The 16,034-nt window shown below is 30.7% G+C and carries 11 protein-coding genes; 6 read left to right on the forward strand and 5 right to left on the reverse strand.

Annotation, left to right across the window (positions count from 1 at the left end; all coding sequences use genetic code 11):
- Positions 1–122 precede the first annotated feature (122 nt).
- The 3 genes from WNY78_RS07750 to WNY78_RS07760 all read right to left on the reverse strand — a co-directional run bounded on the left by WNY78_RS07750 (position 123) and on the right by WNY78_RS07760 (position 4,904).
- A complete protein-coding gene (locus tag WNY78_RS07750) occupies positions 123–3,266 on the reverse strand; it encodes a PQQ-dependent sugar dehydrogenase (RefSeq protein WP_342872627.1) in 3,144 nt (1,047 codons plus the stop codon).
- 252 nt (positions 3,267–3,518) lie between these two features.
- Positions 3,519–4,106 carry a methyltransferase domain-containing protein gene (locus tag WNY78_RS07755; protein ID WP_342872628.1) on the reverse strand — a complete coding sequence of 196 codons (588 nt, stop codon included), beginning with the start codon at positions 4,104–4,106 and terminating at the stop codon, positions 3,519–3,521.
- Positions 4,107–4,904, reverse strand: coding sequence for a sulfite exporter TauE/SafE family protein (locus WNY78_RS07760; protein WP_342872629.1), 798 nt, complete (start codon positions 4,902–4,904; stop codon positions 4,107–4,109).
- Between the two features lie 358 nt (positions 4,905–5,262).
- On the opposite strand from WNY78_RS07760, the gene WNY78_RS07765 reads away from it, so the two are divergent.
- The 6 genes from WNY78_RS07765 (at position 5,263) to WNY78_RS07790 (ending at position 11,474) form a co-directional block, all read left to right on the forward strand.
- Positions 5,263–5,607 (forward strand): DUF6090 family protein, encoded by a 345-nt coding sequence (locus tag WNY78_RS07765; RefSeq protein WP_342872630.1) that lies wholly within the window; start codon positions 5,263–5,265, stop codon positions 5,605–5,607.
- Between the two features lie 570 nt (positions 5,608–6,177).
- Positions 6,178–7,779, forward strand: a complete 1,602-nt coding sequence (locus tag WNY78_RS07770) for a T9SS type A sorting domain-containing protein (protein ID WP_342872631.1) — start codon at positions 6,178–6,180, stop codon at positions 7,777–7,779.
- Positions 7,780–7,992: 213 nt separating this feature from the next.
- The gene (locus tag WNY78_RS07775; protein ID WP_342872632.1) at positions 7,993–8,553 is read left to right on the forward strand and encodes a helix-turn-helix domain-containing protein; all 561 of its coding nucleotides are present in this window, start codon (positions 7,993–7,995) and stop codon (positions 8,551–8,553) included.
- 130 nt (positions 8,554–8,683) lie between these two features.
- Entirely contained in the window at positions 8,684–9,670 is a 987-nt protein-coding gene (locus tag WNY78_RS07780; protein ID WP_342872633.1) for a hypothetical protein, read from the forward strand.
- A gap of 4 nt (positions 9,671–9,674) precedes the next feature.
- Entirely contained in the window at positions 9,675–10,577 is a 903-nt protein-coding gene (locus WNY78_RS07785; protein ID WP_342872634.1) for a carboxypeptidase-like regulatory domain-containing protein, read from the forward strand.
- Positions 10,578–10,616: 39 nt separating this feature from the next.
- On the forward strand, positions 10,617–11,474 hold the full coding sequence (locus WNY78_RS07790; protein WP_342872635.1) for a DUF5694 domain-containing protein: 858 nt from the start codon (positions 10,617–10,619) through the stop codon (positions 11,472–11,474).
- A 1,341-nt stretch (positions 11,475–12,815) separates the two neighbouring features.
- Here the strand turns inward: WNY78_RS07790 and WNY78_RS07795 are convergent.
- Positions 12,816–13,823: a LacI family DNA-binding transcriptional regulator gene (locus tag WNY78_RS07795; protein WP_342872636.1), complete on the reverse strand. Its 1,008-nt coding sequence runs from the start codon at positions 13,821–13,823 to the stop codon at positions 12,816–12,818.
- A gap of 44 nt (positions 13,824–13,867) precedes the next feature.
- Complete coding sequence (locus tag WNY78_RS07800) at positions 13,868–15,991, reverse strand: thioredoxin domain-containing protein (protein WP_342872637.1); 2,124 nt, start codon at positions 15,989–15,991, stop codon at positions 13,868–13,870.
- Positions 15,992–16,034: the final 43 nt, after the last annotated feature.

Below are 16,034 nucleotides of genomic sequence, written 5' to 3' on the forward strand. Positions count from 1 at the left end.
AAAAATACAAGAAACTGACTAATATGTATTTAACATATCTATAGTCTATAGAGCTTAGTTGAAATGCTTTGATATTTTACACCTACAACTTCGACTGCGTTCAGTTTTACAAACTTATTTTATTATTTAATCACTAATTTCTTTATTTCTGATTTAGTTCCTGAAGTTATTTTAACCATATACAACCCAGAATCTAAATCAAATTTAATTAAATGCCCATTACTAATTGATCTTCTAAATATTCTTTGACCAGCGATAGTATAGACTTCCATAAGACTATTCTCTTGTAGACCTTTAAAATAAATATGTTGATTTGTAGGATTAGGATACATGATAATACCTGTGTTTTCTATTTCAGGATTACTAAGTGTATCTTCAACAATAAACGTTGCAGTAGCATTAATTGAATTTCCACAGTCATCAGTTAATTCAAAAGTTACCAAAACCGAATCAGGACATGAAATTGTTGCAGTTCCATCATGAGTTACAGTTGCAGCACCACAATTATCTGAACCAGAAAAACTGTTTAGCCAAGACTCAAATTCAGTTTGAATATTAGATGAACAAACTACTGTCAGATCAATTGGCATTGCATCCCAAACTGGATCTGTAGAATCTATAATTGTCAATGTCTGAATATGTGTACTAACATTATTACACTCATCTGTTGCTGTCCACGTTCTAGTAATTATATAGTTTCCAACACATGATCCTCCTGCTATACTTTCGTTAAAATCTACGTTTGCTGTTCCGCAAGTATCGTTTGCTGTTAATGTTTCTGCAGTTGGAATAGCATCACATTCTACAGTTATATTTTCAGGTAGAGATTCATTGAATGTTGGGTTTGTGTTATCTTCAACAGTTATGATTTGCTCGTGAATGGTTTGGTTATTACAGTCGTCTGTTGCTGTCCATGTTCTAGTAATTACATAATTTCCAACGCATGATCCAGTTGCTATACTTTCGTTAAAAGCAACATTTGCTGTTCCGCAAGTATCGTTTGCTGTTAATGTTTCCGCAGTTGGAATAGCATCACATTCTACAGTTATATTTTCAGGTAATGTTTCGTTGAATGTTGGATTTGTATTATCTTCAACAGTTATGGTTTGCTCATGAATGGTTTGGTTATTACAGTCGTCTGTTGCTGTCCACGTTCTTGTAATTATATAGTTTCCAACACATGATCCTGTTGCTATACTTTCGTCAAAAGCAACATTTGCTGTTCCGCAAGTATCGTTTGCTGTTAATATTTCTGCGGAAGGAATACTGTCACATTCTACAGTTGCATTTTCTGGTAAAGCCTCGTTGAATGTTGGATTTGTATTATCTTCAACAGTTATGGTTTGCTCGTGAATGGTTTCGTTATTACAGTCGTCTGTTGCTGTCCAAGTTCTTGTAATCACATAGTTTCCAACGCATGATCCTCCTGCTATACTTTCGTTAAAATCTACGTTTGCTGTTCCGCAAGTATCATTTGCTGTTAATGTTTCTGCAGAAGGAATTGTTTCATCACATTCTACGGTTGCATTTTCAGGTAGAGATTCATTGAATGTTGGGTTTGTATTATCTTCAACAGTAAACGTAGCTTCTTTAGTTATTTGGTTTCCGCAACCATCAGATAAAGTAAACGTGACTGTTTCTGAACCTGTCGCACCGCAAAGGTTTGATAATCCGTTACTATTATTTGAAGTTGTTGCATTTCCGCAGGACACAGTTCCCGAAAAACTATTGAGCCAAGTCGCAAATGCTCCTCCAGGATCTAAAGTACCATCACATTCTACAGTCATATCAACAGGTTCATTGGTCCACGTAGGTCCAACAAAAGAAATTCTATGAAGCGTACCATCAAAAATATTGACAAAAAACACAGAACCATCTAAAGGATTTTGCATCATGTGCACAATACTAGTACCAAAATTTATAGGTGCTAATTCTGAAATATCACTAATCCAGTTTTGAGTACCATCGTTAAATGATGCAATGTTAATCCAGTTTCTAACATAATCTGTAAATAGATATTTACCGTTCATACTACTTCCTAAAGCATCACCTTTAATATAAACACCTGCAATTGCAGTATTCCCTCTAAATTGTATTCCAGTCGTTGGAGATTGAGCCGTTCCAATACGAGGATCTGTTGGTGTAGTTCCACTAAACCAAGGTACACGTGCATCTCCTGTATTTCCATGTTTCCAAGCTACTTCTGGTCTGTTATGAACAAAACGTCTTAATGCAGGATTAGGATTATCAACAAATGACGTTGGCTGAGGACAATTATTCACAAAGGGCACATTGCCTTCATCTGGATTTGTTGTACCACTATTATAATAATTTGTTTGTATAGTTTGACCTTCATATAAAGGCCATCCTCCATTTAATCCTCCTTTATCAAAAATGTGTAAATCTTCCCATGTTTGCCAACCTACATCTGCAACATGTATAATACCTGGATTACCATCATTAGGATTTGTGCTTCCGGTATCTGGTTGTATCGACATTCTAAACGGATGACGTAAACCCATTGCCCACATTCTAGATTCTGGAGCTCTAGGATTTGCTGTGTCGTAAAGTGGATTTGACGGAATTCCATCTCCTGTTACAGGATCTAGGCGTAATACTTTTCCGCAAAGTGATGTTGGCATCTGACTTCTAAATGCACCTACATTTTCTTCTGGGCGCATAATACCATCGTTGATTGCTTGTTGCCAATAGGTTTCATTTGCGCTACCAGTATCTACCGAATTATAACTTGCATTATCTCCTGTTGATACTAAAAGTGTACCATCATTAGCAAAAATAACGGTTCCTCCTGCATGAGACTCATGAGTTAATGGAACTCCTGTAGAAACAGATTCTCCAATAAGTACTGTTCTAGAACTATAATTTGTAGTCAACGGACTAGCACCAATATTGAGTTGATAACGTGTGACTCGACTTATTGTGGCTTCATAATAATCATTATCATTTGGATTATAACTTGGTGTACCGTAATTCATTAAATGTTCTCTATCTACCATATAATACATATAGACTAAGCCATTAGTATCAAAATTTGGATCGAGACAAAAACTTTGAAATCCGAAATCTCTCCAATCTCCTACTTCATCAGAAATATCTAAAACTGGAGTTGCTTGCTTTACATAAGAATTACCATCCCAATTAGACACGTAAACTCGTCCTCCTTTTTCCCAAACAAACATTTTTGTTCCATCTTGATTGAAAACAGAACCCATAATAAGATTATAACCAGATTGAACTTCTGTCACAGAATATCCAGTAGGCAACTGAGCGAACGAATTAACAATAAAACTGAAGATAAAAGCGCTTAGAAATAGTCGCTTATTATTAAATTTAAGATTAAAGCAAAACATAACATAAACAAAGGTTAGTTAATAATGGTTTTTGCTAATAATCAGTGTATATCAAAGATATAAATACAAATTAATATAGATGGATATAGATTACACAATTAGACGAAGCGTTTAAAAAAAAGTTTAACACCTATAACTTTGTAGGACTTAAGATTTATTTTTCAATTTTAAAAACAACTCTTTATCAATTCTACTTTCTATAGAATTGTAGCAATCTTCCATGATTTGAATATCAAAATCTGATTTAAATAAGTTAAGGTACTCCTTTTTATTACCTCCAAATGGAGGACCTTCTTTTTCTATGGGAAGTTTAAACAATAGACCTACGAGTTTTCCATTAGGAACTAAAAGTTCGTGCATTTTAGTAACATAATCGGGTCTAAGACTTGGGTTTAAAGCACAGAAAAATGTTTGCTCTAAAATAATATCAAACGTCATATCTAACTTAAAAAAGTTAGCATGAATTAATTGAGAGTCTGGAAATTGAGGCACTCTAGATTTTATGTTTTTTAAAGCTGTTTCAGACAAATCAACAACATATACATTTTTAAATCCGTTATTTAAAAGGTACTCAGCTTCATAAGAGTTTCCACATCCAGGAATTAATATGCGAAGCGACCTATCTGTTAATTGATCAATGTATGCTTTAATTGGAGGAGACACTTCTCCTAAATCCCAACGATCATCATTATTTTTATAGCGATCATCCCAATATGTTTCATCAAGGGTTTCCATTTATGATAGCTCTTTAAAGAGGATATAGATTCCCATAAGTAGCACAAAATAGCCAAATCCTTTTTTTAGCTTTTTTCCGTCGATAAAATTTGAAAGGTAACTTCCAATAAAAATACCTACTACAGAAAGCGCTGTAAAACTCAACAGGAACGTCCAATCAATATCTAAGTTTTCAACATCACCAATAAAACCAATTAGAGACTTAATCGCAATAATTAAAAGTGATGTTGCAACTGCTTTTTTCATTGGTAATTTGGCGAGCAAAACTAAAGCCGGAATTATTAAAAATCCACCTCCTGCTCCAACAAGTCCTGTTAATATTCCTACTATGAAACCTTCAATTGTTATTAATGGGTAATTGAATTTTACAACTTCGGAAATTTGCTCTGTTTCCTTTCTTGTTCTAATCATTGAGATTGAAGCCAAAAGCATAATGATGGCAAAAAACACCATGATTGCGATATCTTTTGTGAGTGTAAAATTTCCGAAGGTAAAAATGGCATCAGGAATTGCAGGCACCACATATCTTCTAGTCAAATAAACAGCAATAAACGCAGGAATTGCAAATACAAAAGCTGTTTTAAAATCTACTAGACCCTTTTTTATATTCTGAAAAACACCAAATACAGACGATACACCAACTACAAAAAGTGAATATGCAGTTGCGGTCACAGGATTTATAACTAATAAATACACTAAAATTGGAACGGTTAAAATAGAGCCTCCTCCACCAATGAGTCCTAAAACGACACCAATTAAAAGTGCTCCAAAATATCCTAAAATTTGTGTGAGATCCATGTTTATTATTTCATTCAAAATTAAAACCTTTTTGAATGGTATTAAGTAACCAAAGTTACATTATTATTTTTGCGTTTTATGAAAGTAACAGGTTTCAATATACCTACACCGTTTTGTGTGTTTTAAATTTAAATGTAATTATTACAACCTAAAAAGGTTTACAACAGATTCTTAACACCTTGGTTACTATGTTATAAATATTAACTTTACGAGTAAAGACAACTCAACTATTAATAATTCATGGTTTATTTACAGGATATGAGTTGTGCTTCAATATCCAAATTTGACTTAATTAATTTACCTTTCGAGAAACAGATAACTAATGATCAAATTCTTTAGAAAAATACGATTCGACCTTATGGAAAGAAATAAAATTGGAAAGTATTTTAAATATGCTATTGGAGAAATTGTGCTTGTTGTTATTGGGATTTTGATTGCTCTATCAATTAATAATTGGAATAATGATCTAAAGAATAAGCAAGCAGAAATTAAATATCTAAATCAAATAAACAACTCACTTAAGAATAATAAATTTATTTTAAATTCTCGAATAGATTGGAACGAAAAAACATTAAAATATGGGGAAGTACTTTTTGATCACCTAAAAAGTAAAAAAGTATTGAACGACACAATATTGCAACTCTTCATAATTCTATATATGACCATAGTATTTCATTTAGTACCGCAGCATTTGAAAATTTAAAAAGTGATGGTCTAGCTCTTATTTCAAATGATAGTTTAAAAATTGACATCATAAATATCTATGATCAAGATTTAAATAATATTCAAATCACATTTGCGAACCAAATAGAAAACTTTATAACTTCTACTGTTAGCCCTTTCTATAATAAATACTTTGAAGTTCATTCCAAAGAGAAGCAACTATTATACATTCCTAATAATTATGAAGAATTGTTACAGAATAAGGAAATGACAAATATGCTTTCTAATACTAACGCATTAAGAATTTACGCCATCAGATTATATGAAAACACCCAGAAAAAATTAAGTGACTTAATAATTAAAATAGATAACGAAATTAAGACACTAAATGAATAGGAAGTTTGCGAAATAAAATAACGAAAGGCTAACAATGTACATAACTAATTGTTGGTTCTGTTTATACTTAGAAACCCCTACAAACCATTGATTAAATAAGTCAATGGTTTTTTATGTTAGTATTAAAAGTAACAAAGATACTTGTGTTTTTATATGGAAAATGTATACTTTTAGCACCTAACTTTATAAGTTAGTAAAAATTAAAATCAACGACATGAAAAAAAAAATACTTTTTTTAACCATAGTAACAATTTGTTTTAACATACATGCTCAAATACAGGTTTCGAATTTCACTTACAATAATGTTCAAAATTCTAGTCCAACTGGACTTCAAGAATTTAATGGCAAGATTTTATTTTCAGCTGTAAATGATGGTTATGGCAGAGAATTATGGTCGAGTAATGGTACATCATCAAACACTAATATAGTCATAGACATTGAACCTGGTGAAACAGATGGATTGTACACTTTTTACTCAACAATACTTAATAATGAATTTTACTTTGTTGCAAAAGATGACTTTAGTTTTTCTGGTGGTGAAATTTGGAAAACCGATGGAACTGAGACAGGTTCTTCCCTAGTAACAAACTACATTGGAACATTATATGGATTAACCACTGTTGGAAATCAAATTTATTTTACTATAAAAACTAGCGAATACAGCATTCAAATATGGAAATCAGACGGAACACCTAGTGGAACTGTATTGGTTAAAGATAATATTGCTTTATGGAATACACCTTCATTTATAGGAAGTGTGAATGATCTTTTTATTTTTACTATTCAAGTACCATCGACTAATAATTCTAAAGTATGGAGAAGTGATGGAACTAATGCTGGAACTTATGCACTAACTGGAGAACTAGATGGTAATGGTTCTGCTGCTGGTGGCACTTCTGATTTAAGTCAGTATATAAAATTCAACAACAAATTGTACTTTATTACTCGTTATTCTTTATATGAAACTAATGGAACAACTAGTGGAACTAACAATATTACAAGTGTATGGAATGCTCAGAATAACTTAGTAGATTTTGGTGATTCAATTGAGCTAAACGGTAAAATATATTTTTCGTTTTTCTCTAAAGATTTAAAAAAATTATCTATTTATAAATCTGATGGCACATCTTCTGGTACTTCAGAAATTTACACAGTAACCAGTAGTCAATATTTCTACCCTTCATATTTAAATACATCTGGTGATAATTTAATTTTTTCTTCTATAAATTCTAATAACGGTACTTCACTTTTTTATTTAAATAATACTACTAATTCAGTCACAGAAATTATTGAAATAGACCCAACAGCACATGAACCAAATTACTTTTTCGAAATTTATTCAGTATTATCCTTGGATAATATAGATGGTAATCTTTTTTTTATTAGCTCACCTACTGAGGTTTCACAAAAAAAAGGATGGATTTTAGATGAAGTTTCTTCAACTTTAAATCATGTTGAAGCATTGGATAATATAGTTCCGCGAATTGATCGAAAAATAAGCTTTAATAATGCCCTGTATTATTCTAAAGATAATCAACTATGGAAATTTGACACTAATAGTCTAAGTGTAAATTCAATTAAAGAAATTGAAGAGTTTCAAGTTTTTCCAAACCCTACATCTGAATTCATTTCCTTTAATAGGCCAGATGATATTAATCAAATTAAAATCTATGATTTAAAAGGAAGACTTGTTTTCGAAGCAGATATATTCACTTACAATAAAATAAATATTGAAAACATAAACTCAGGAACTTATATTATTAAAATTCTTGGTAAGAATGGTCGTATAACGAATAGAAAATTATTAAAAAAATAACGACAGCATAATAACCTGTATAATTAATTGATAGTTTGTGTGTAATCAGAAAACCCTACAGATTTCCCTTTGGTTCGTTTTCTTTTACTAACTTAGTTACTTCCAACGCAACTAACCATACGTGAATACATTGTGCTTAATTTTGACCCGTCCTGAATAAAGGCTACATAATTTTAAACATAATGACAAAGTAATTAGACGTTACAAGAGCATATGAGTCTTATTAAAAAAATAAGAGAAAAATCTGGTTATACTCAATTTGAGTTAGCCAAAAAGTCGGGTTTGTCCTTAAGAACGATTCAACGTTTAGAATCTAAAAACCAAGAGCCTAAAGGATATACACTAACTGTACTTTCTGAAGTTTTTGGGATGGAGCCTTCCGCACTTCAGGAGAAATTTAAAAATGTTAAGCAAAGTAAAGCGTCAGAGGCTACTTCCATTCGGCTTATTAATTTGTCTGTTTTATCATTTTTAGGTATTCCATTTGGAAACATCATTTTACCATTTATCCTATGGCGTAAAAATCGTACATCTAAATTTGTTGACGAAATGGGAAGGCGGATTATTAACTTTCAAATTATATTCTCGGCCGTGCTTTCTATACTGCTTTGCATTTCTCCTTTTATTGGTCGTTATATTTTTTCAAACACATCAGTAATCTTTATTGTTTTGTTTCTGGCATACGCTGTTAATATAATTATTGTTTGCAATACCGCCATTAAATTACACCGCAACAATTTTAATGTCTTAAACATTCCTCTTCGCTTCATTTAATATTGAAATTAGGAAATTGTCGTAAAATTGGCGGTACAAAATACCTGCTTTTCAAGTTGTTTTAGTTTTTATTTGTATGTCTGCGTTTTCCAAATACTCATAGACTTTCATCAATCAAAACTTCACAATCATGAAAAAAAAAATAGGTTACACATTACTTATTATTCTATCTATTCTTATCATAATTGGCTTTATAGGCGTTAGAAAATTCAATACTGCCTTATTTAAAGAGAAACCCAACCATTTAGAATATAGTTTTGAATCAAAACCTATATATTTTGAATGGACTGGTGATACCATAGGAGGTTTTTATGAACCTCAAGTTGCTATAATAATTCCTTTAAAAATTGAAGGTTTGGCACATCACTTCTATATGCAATTTGATACTGGGTCACCTCACTCCTTTATCTATGAAAAAGACTTAAATTCTCTTCGCTCAATTGGGATGGACATTAACGAAGTCATAAAAGATGATGCACGTTATGTAGAACACTTTGATTTTGTTTTAGATGGTAATCATATAAAAGCGTCCATGATTAAAATCCTACAGAATTATGGACATACCTTTGATAAAAACGATAGCATCGGTAGAATAGGAATAGGAACCATTGGCAGTGATTTTATAGGGAACCGCATTACTGCTATTGATTTTAAACACCAAAAGATACAGTTATTTGATAACCGACCCAAATGGATGACAAGTTTACCAAAATTTAAACCATTTGATTTTACCGGGAGACGTATCATGTTGCCTGTAACCGTAGACAATAAAGACTATGAATTTCTTTATGATTCTGGTTGCAGTGCTTTTGGATTAATCACTACAAAAAACCGTTTTGATAAATATACTAACGGGAATACCAAAGAAGTAAATTATGATGCTAAAAGTTGGAAAAGCAGTATTCCAATACGAAGTAAAAAAACTGATAAACTAGTTAGTATTGGCAATGCCAACTTAAAACTAAAACGGGTTAGTTATGTAGACATGTACACTACATTACAACCATTAATTACACCATTCACAAAAATTGGTGGCTGGTTAGGGAATCAACCTTTTAATGAAAGCACCTTGATTATTGATACAAAAACAGAAGAATTTACAGTAATTAAAGACTAGAAAAATGAAATATTTAATACTAATAATAACCCTTTTAATCCCTTTGACTTCTATATTAGGTCAAGATCTTTCTGCTCAAATAAAAGATTCAAAAACACAGTTACCTATTCAGTATGTCAATATTGGGATTGTCGGTAAAAACATAGGAACGGTTTCAGATTCTTTGGGCAATTTTCAGCTTTCACTAACAAATGCGTACGATATAGATAGTATAAAAATTTCCATAATCGCTTATAAAACTATAAATTATAATATAGGCGACTTACGAGCTTCTGAATTTTCTAACACTATTCTTATGGATGAGAAGATTGTTCAACTCAAAGAAGTAGTTATAAGCAACGAGAAACTAGAACCTATTAAACTTGGATTAAAAAAGAAATACAGCTACCCTATACCCTTATATAAAGGTATTCAAACCAAAGTAGTTTTCCCTCAAAAAGGGTATCGACACGAGATTGGTACACGATTCACTAATACAAAAACCATGAGTTTAGATAGTATTCAATTAAACTTTGCGGAGTGTAATCTTGATAATTTTGAAATAAGACTAAATGTATATGCTATCAAAAATGAAATAATAAAGAACATTCTCACCAAGCCTATTTATATCTCATTAACTAAAGAGAAAGCTATAAATTTCCCAGTAATTGATTTAACAGCCTATAATATTGAACTAAATTCAGACTTTTTGATTACAATAGAGAATTACAAACAGCTCAAGGATGGTGCTTTATATTTTCTTGCCAATTTTAAATCCAAAGCTAAACCATTCCCAACCTATTATAGACAGAGTAGCCAAAGCAATTGGGTGGAATTAAAAACTAAAAAGTCTAAAACCATTGGAATTAGCATTTTGGCTTTTGGTCATTCAAATGAAACCATATTGAAACAGAATAAAAAAGTGTAACACACTTAGATTATAAGAACCTTTTAATAAACTCAAAGTATGAAAAATCTATTGTATCTAATCGGAATTTTATCAATTATCAGTTGTAATCAACAAATATATACCCAAACCGTCGAGACGGAAAAAACAGAAAAAATAAAAGTGTATTTATTAGGAACTTTTCATTTTGCTCAAACAGATTCAACTTACAACGTATTGGATAGTGATAAACAGAAAAGCATCGAATATCTATCAGAAATTATTGCCAAAAATAATCCCAACAAAATATTTACCGAAAGACAACCTGAATTTGAATTCCAAAATAAAATAGATTCTCTCTATAAAATTTATATAAAAATGTCTAGACCATTAAAAACAAAGAATGAAATTTTTCAAGTTGGTTTTAGAACTGCTAAAAAATTAGGACACGAAAAAGTGTATCAATGCGATCATCCAGGTCAATATGGCACACTAAATATGGCAGTCATGGAATACGCAGAAAAGAATAATCAAACAGATATTTTAGAAGGTAAAAGTATAGGAAGTGTGATGAGATACGAAAGCACAGTTAATGAGGATTCAATTATGAATAACAATACACTCTTTAAATATTTACAATGGATAAATAGCCCAGAGGTAATGAACACTTCACATTCCTTTTATAACACTAATTTCCCTCAAATCGGTAGCAACTATTATTACAATTATGATGATGATGACACATTAATTGGAGCTGAACTCACAGCAGATTGGTATAGAAGAAACATAATGATTTATAGTAAAATCATTAATCAATTAGATTACAATGAAAGCGCGATTTTCTTATTAATAGGTGCGGATCATGTTCCTATAATTAAGAATTTATTTAAAGGAAATCCATATTTTGAAGTGGTAGAGACAAGTAAATGGTTGAAATAAGGATTACTATTAAAATAAAAATATACTTCAGGTGGCTTCGTCTCACTTACTAACGGTTATCATAAAACATATTCAGAAACTTTTCTTTAAAATCAAAACAGCTTATTGCGATGAGTTTACAGATTCTATAAATCTAAAAAAACATGAATTCTTCTTTATCAAACTCACAAGAATTGGAAAACATTCTGATTTTTGATAAGAAATGTAGTGAATGAATAGTATCGCATTATCACTCAAATATTGAATTAAAATAGTATGGAATTTTGTGTGAGTTTGAGGAGTAGTAAAATATTAAAAAATGAAACACTTACTTTGAATTCAACCAATATATTAAAAGTGGAAAATGGAATTTAACCGAATAGTTTGAAATCAAAAAAATAATTAAAGCACAACAACAAATATAATTAATTACTCGTTTTGTGCAAACTCGGAAAATCCTATAGATTTCACTTTGGTTCATTATCTTTTGTCAACTTAGCTTTAGTCTACCTATCTACTAAAAGACAAGTATAACTAATTAAACACGAAAATATTGCAGTGATTTAAAAACCATCATGATAAGAAAAAATGATATCTAAAAATAGATAATTCAGAATAAAATAAGTAATCTAAAAAATCATTGGAACGATGCATTTTTATATAACACAATAAAAAATAGCGGAGAAATAAAAAAGAATGAAATCCTAATTTGGATATCATCCCATTTTTTAAGAGGATTTTATCCAATTTTCCATCTGACTTTTGACAAGAACAAAAAACTAAATGGAATCAAAACGGTAAGAAATCCTTATCCCAAACTGTTGAATATAATAACAATCGGATTTTTAATTAGTCTTTTTTTAGTTTTATTACTATCAATTGATTTTAAGAAATCTTTTATTGGAATTATCGGAATTTCTGTAATCGGATTATTAAATTTAGTTTTTCCGAATAGCAGAAAATTTGAAATAAAAAATTTGACTGAAGAACTGAAAGAGTCAATTAATCGTATTGAACAACATATTAATCCTGAACTTTCAAAAAAGCCAATAGTAGAATTAAAGAATGAAAATATTAAAGAATGGTCTTTTAATAAGATTCTAACTAGGATTCTTCTCCGACCCTCTTTGCTTATTTATTTTGTTGTTTTCAATAACTGTTTTTTTACCAGATGGAAAAATACTCTTAGGTTTAGCTGGTATAATTTTCGCTTTAGCTTATCCAATATCTGATATATTATTGATTATCGGTAAAAGTATAACAAACAAAAACAACTCTAAGCTAAAAATGATTAAACACAAAACTTCAAATTAACTTTATGATATCACGATTTATATGAACAGTAACATTTCCAAAGAAAAACTACTTGGTAGTACCTCTTAAAATGAGTTTTGCTTTAATCGTTTTAGTTGTATTTTGTGCAAACGTTTTATCGTTTAGTTTATTAATTAACATTTCCACCGAAGCCTTACCTATATCTAAGGTATGTTGAGAAATGGTTGATAGCTTAGGGTCTGTAAACTGAAGCACATTCTCATCTGAAAACCCAATAATAGACAAGTCTTTTGGAACATTGATATTGAGTTTCAAAGCTTTTTGTAATGCAATAACACCAGTTGTATTATCAATACCAACAATACCGTCAATTTTTCGATTTTTAGATAATAATTCTTCGATTTTATCTTCTATAGATTCGTTATGAGAAATTACAATGCAACTAGGTTTTTCTTTGTATTTAGAATCTTCTTCAAGAGCTCTCAAATAGCCTTTAACTCTTAATTTGCCTACGCTTAGATCATCAATACGACTAATGAGAACGATGTGTTTTCTACCTTCGGAAAGGAGATGCTTTGTGGCATTGTAAGCTGCACCAGAATCATCAATAATAACTTTACCGCAATCAATATCATCTGACACTCTATCAAATAAAACAATTGGGATATTTTGACGCAAAATTGAATTGATGTGATCTACTTTGTTGGCCACTTGTGTCTCTTCTGCAATAGACATGATAAACCCATCAACACTTCCGTTTGATAATAATTGAAGACTATCATTTTCTTTAGATTGGAGTTCATTAGACAAGCATGTAATAATTTGATACCCTTGCTTAGCAGCTTCTTGCTCAATTGCAAACAAAGCTTTAGCAAAAAAATGATTTAAAATATCTGGTATAATAACACCAATCGTATTGGTCTTACTGCTTTTTAAACTTACAGCTAAACGGTTTGGTTTGTAATTTAAAAACTTGGCTAAAGCCTTTACACGTTCTATAGTATCTGGACTAATTTCATCACTATCATGAAGCGCTTTAGAAACCGTTGATATTGAAACGTTGAGTTGTTCTGCTAAGTGTTTTAATGTGACCATTTTTTTTATAAATAGGGTTTACAATTAGTGCTATTACATCACTTTTATTTTAATAATTGATCTATAGCTTTTTTACTGTTTACAACAGGTAATTTACAAGCGCCATTGACACAAACATAAATATATGTGTCGTCTTCTATAAATCTATTTTCCATAATTGGTAAACTGCTTTCAGTAGTTGATCCAGCAATTAATATATTAGGCAAATAGTAATTAGTAACTTCATTTAATTTGTCTAAAGCATCTGTTCCTGAAATTGCAACTTCATAATATGGATTAGAATAATTCAAATATAATGAAAGCCAATTTGAATAAGCAGATGGAGAGCTTTCAAATTGGTTATTGATATTGCTTAACATCTGTTTAGCCATGTTTTTGTATTCATTATTAGAATAATAATGGCTTAATTTGAATAGGCTTTCTGCTAAAACAGAATTAGAAGACGGAATGACATTATCAACATATTCTATCTTTCTAGTGATTAAATTTGTCTCTGCATCTGATGTAAAATAAAACATACCACTTTCTTTATCTATAAAATGAACTATGCTATAATCCATAAGATCTTTGGCTGTATGTAACCAACTTTCATCTAAAGTGACTTGATACAATTCTATATATGCTGAAATTGTATGCGCATAATCTTCAGAAAAACCTTCAATTGTACTTTTTCCGTTTTTATTGTTATGAAACAAAGAACCATCTTCATTAATTTGATTCTCTTTTATGAACTTTGCGTTTTTTATTGCAGAATTTAAATATGCTTTATCACCAAAAACGCGGTAGGCATCAACATAAGATTTTAACATTAGAGCATTCCAAGATGTAAGGACTTTATCGTCTGTTCTTGGTCTTTGTCGTTTACTTCTTACTTTAAAAAGTTTTGTTTTCCAATTGTGTAGTTTTTTATTTAATTCTTCTTCGGAAATGTTATTCGATATTAAAAACTCGCTGTTGGTTTTCGTTTTGTATAATATATAATTGTCTTTCTCCCATTTGCCAGTAGCATTAACATTGTAGTAATATTTAAATAGTTCGAAATCGTCTCCTAATTCAGTATACAACTCCTCTTTCGTCCAAACATAAAAAGCACCTTCTTCTAATTCTCCATCTTTTGTTTTGCTATCTGCATCTAAAGAAGAGTAAAATGCTCCATCCTCTTGAGTTAATTCTCTTTCAATAAATTCTAATGTCTCAATGACAACAGTTTTATAAGATTCGTTTTTGGTGCGTTGATACGCATTAGCATATAAACTTACTAATTGTGCATTATCATATAACATTTTTTCGAAATGCGGAACATGCCATCTATCATCTACCGAATATCTAGAAAAACCACCTCCAACTTGGTCATAAATTCCACCATTTGACATTTTATCCAAAGTAGTCATTACAAATTTTTCAAGTTTTTTATTTTCATACTGAAAACTATAACGTAACAAAAAATCTAAATTGCTAGGCATTGGAAATTTAGGCGCTAGTTTTTGCCCTCCATTTTGAAAATCTAAGGATGATTCCCAAACGTTCACTAAGGATTCTAAAGCATCAGAATTAAATTCTACATTTTCTTTATTAATTGTAATAAGGTCTGAGTTTTTAACACCTTCTGTAAGTTGTTCTGCAAACGCTATAACTTTATCTGGATCATTTTTATATAAAGCAGACATGTCTTCTAAAATTTTAGTCCACTGTTTTTTTGTAAAATATGTACCTCCAAAAACAGGTCTTCCATCTGGCAATGTGATACAGTTTAAAGGCCATCCTCCACTTCCTGTCATTAATTGAACCGCATTCATATAAATTTGATCAACATCTGGTCGTTCTTCTCGATCTACTTTAATACTAATAAAATTTTCATTCATTAGTTTAGCCACCGAATCATTTTCAAAACTCTCTTCCTCCATAACATGACACCAATGACAAGCAGAATAACCTACAGAAATAACTATGAGCTTATTTTGATCTTTTGCTAATTGTAATGATTTAGTATTCCATGCTTTCCAATCTACTGGATTATAGGCATGTTGAAGTAAATACGGACTAGTCTCTTTTATTAAGTCGTTAGCTTGTTCAGTCTTTTCTTTAGTTTCAACTACTGAATTGTTCTTTTGTGAACAACTAAGCATCAAACCTGACAAGAATATCGAAAAGACTAAATTTTTAAACATATTGTTTTAATTAATAATTGACCATGTAAAGTTAGTTCATCTA

It is taken from the genome of Psychroserpens sp. AS72, from assembly GCF_038900375.1.
GTDB lineage: Bacteria > Bacteroidota > Bacteroidia > Flavobacteriales > Flavobacteriaceae > Psychroserpens.

Excerpts from the sequence above, each read along its gene's own strand:
- WNY78_RS07755 (WP_342872628.1), bottom strand. The coding sequence starts at position 4,106 with ATGGAAACCCTTGATGAAACATATTGGGATGATCGCTATAAAAATAAT.
- WNY78_RS07760 (WP_342872629.1), bottom strand. The coding sequence starts at position 4,904 with ATGGATCTCACACAAATTTTAGGATATTTTGGAGCACTTTTAATTGGT.
- WNY78_RS07765 (WP_342872630.1), top strand. The coding sequence starts at position 5,263 with ATGGAAAGAAATAAAATTGGAAAGTATTTTAAATATGCTATTGGAGAA.
- WNY78_RS07770 (WP_342872631.1), top strand. The coding sequence starts at position 6,178 with ATGAAAAAAAAAATACTTTTTTTAACCATAGTAACAATTTGTTTTAAC.
- WNY78_RS07775 (WP_342872632.1), top strand. The coding sequence starts at position 7,993 with ATGAGTCTTATTAAAAAAATAAGAGAAAAATCTGGTTATACTCAATTT.
- WNY78_RS07780 (WP_342872633.1), top strand. The coding sequence starts at position 8,684 with ATGAAAAAAAAAATAGGTTACACATTACTTATTATTCTATCTATTCTT.
- WNY78_RS07785 (WP_342872634.1), top strand. The coding sequence starts at position 9,675 with ATGAAATATTTAATACTAATAATAACCCTTTTAATCCCTTTGACTTCT.
- WNY78_RS07790 (WP_342872635.1), top strand. The coding sequence starts at position 10,617 with ATGAAAAATCTATTGTATCTAATCGGAATTTTATCAATTATCAGTTGT.
- WNY78_RS07795 (WP_342872636.1), bottom strand. The coding sequence starts at position 13,823 with ATGGTCACATTAAAACACTTAGCAGAACAACTCAACGTTTCAATATCA.
- WNY78_RS07800 (WP_342872637.1), bottom strand. The coding sequence starts at position 15,991 with ATGTTTAAAAATTTAGTCTTTTCGATATTCTTGTCAGGTTTGATGCTT.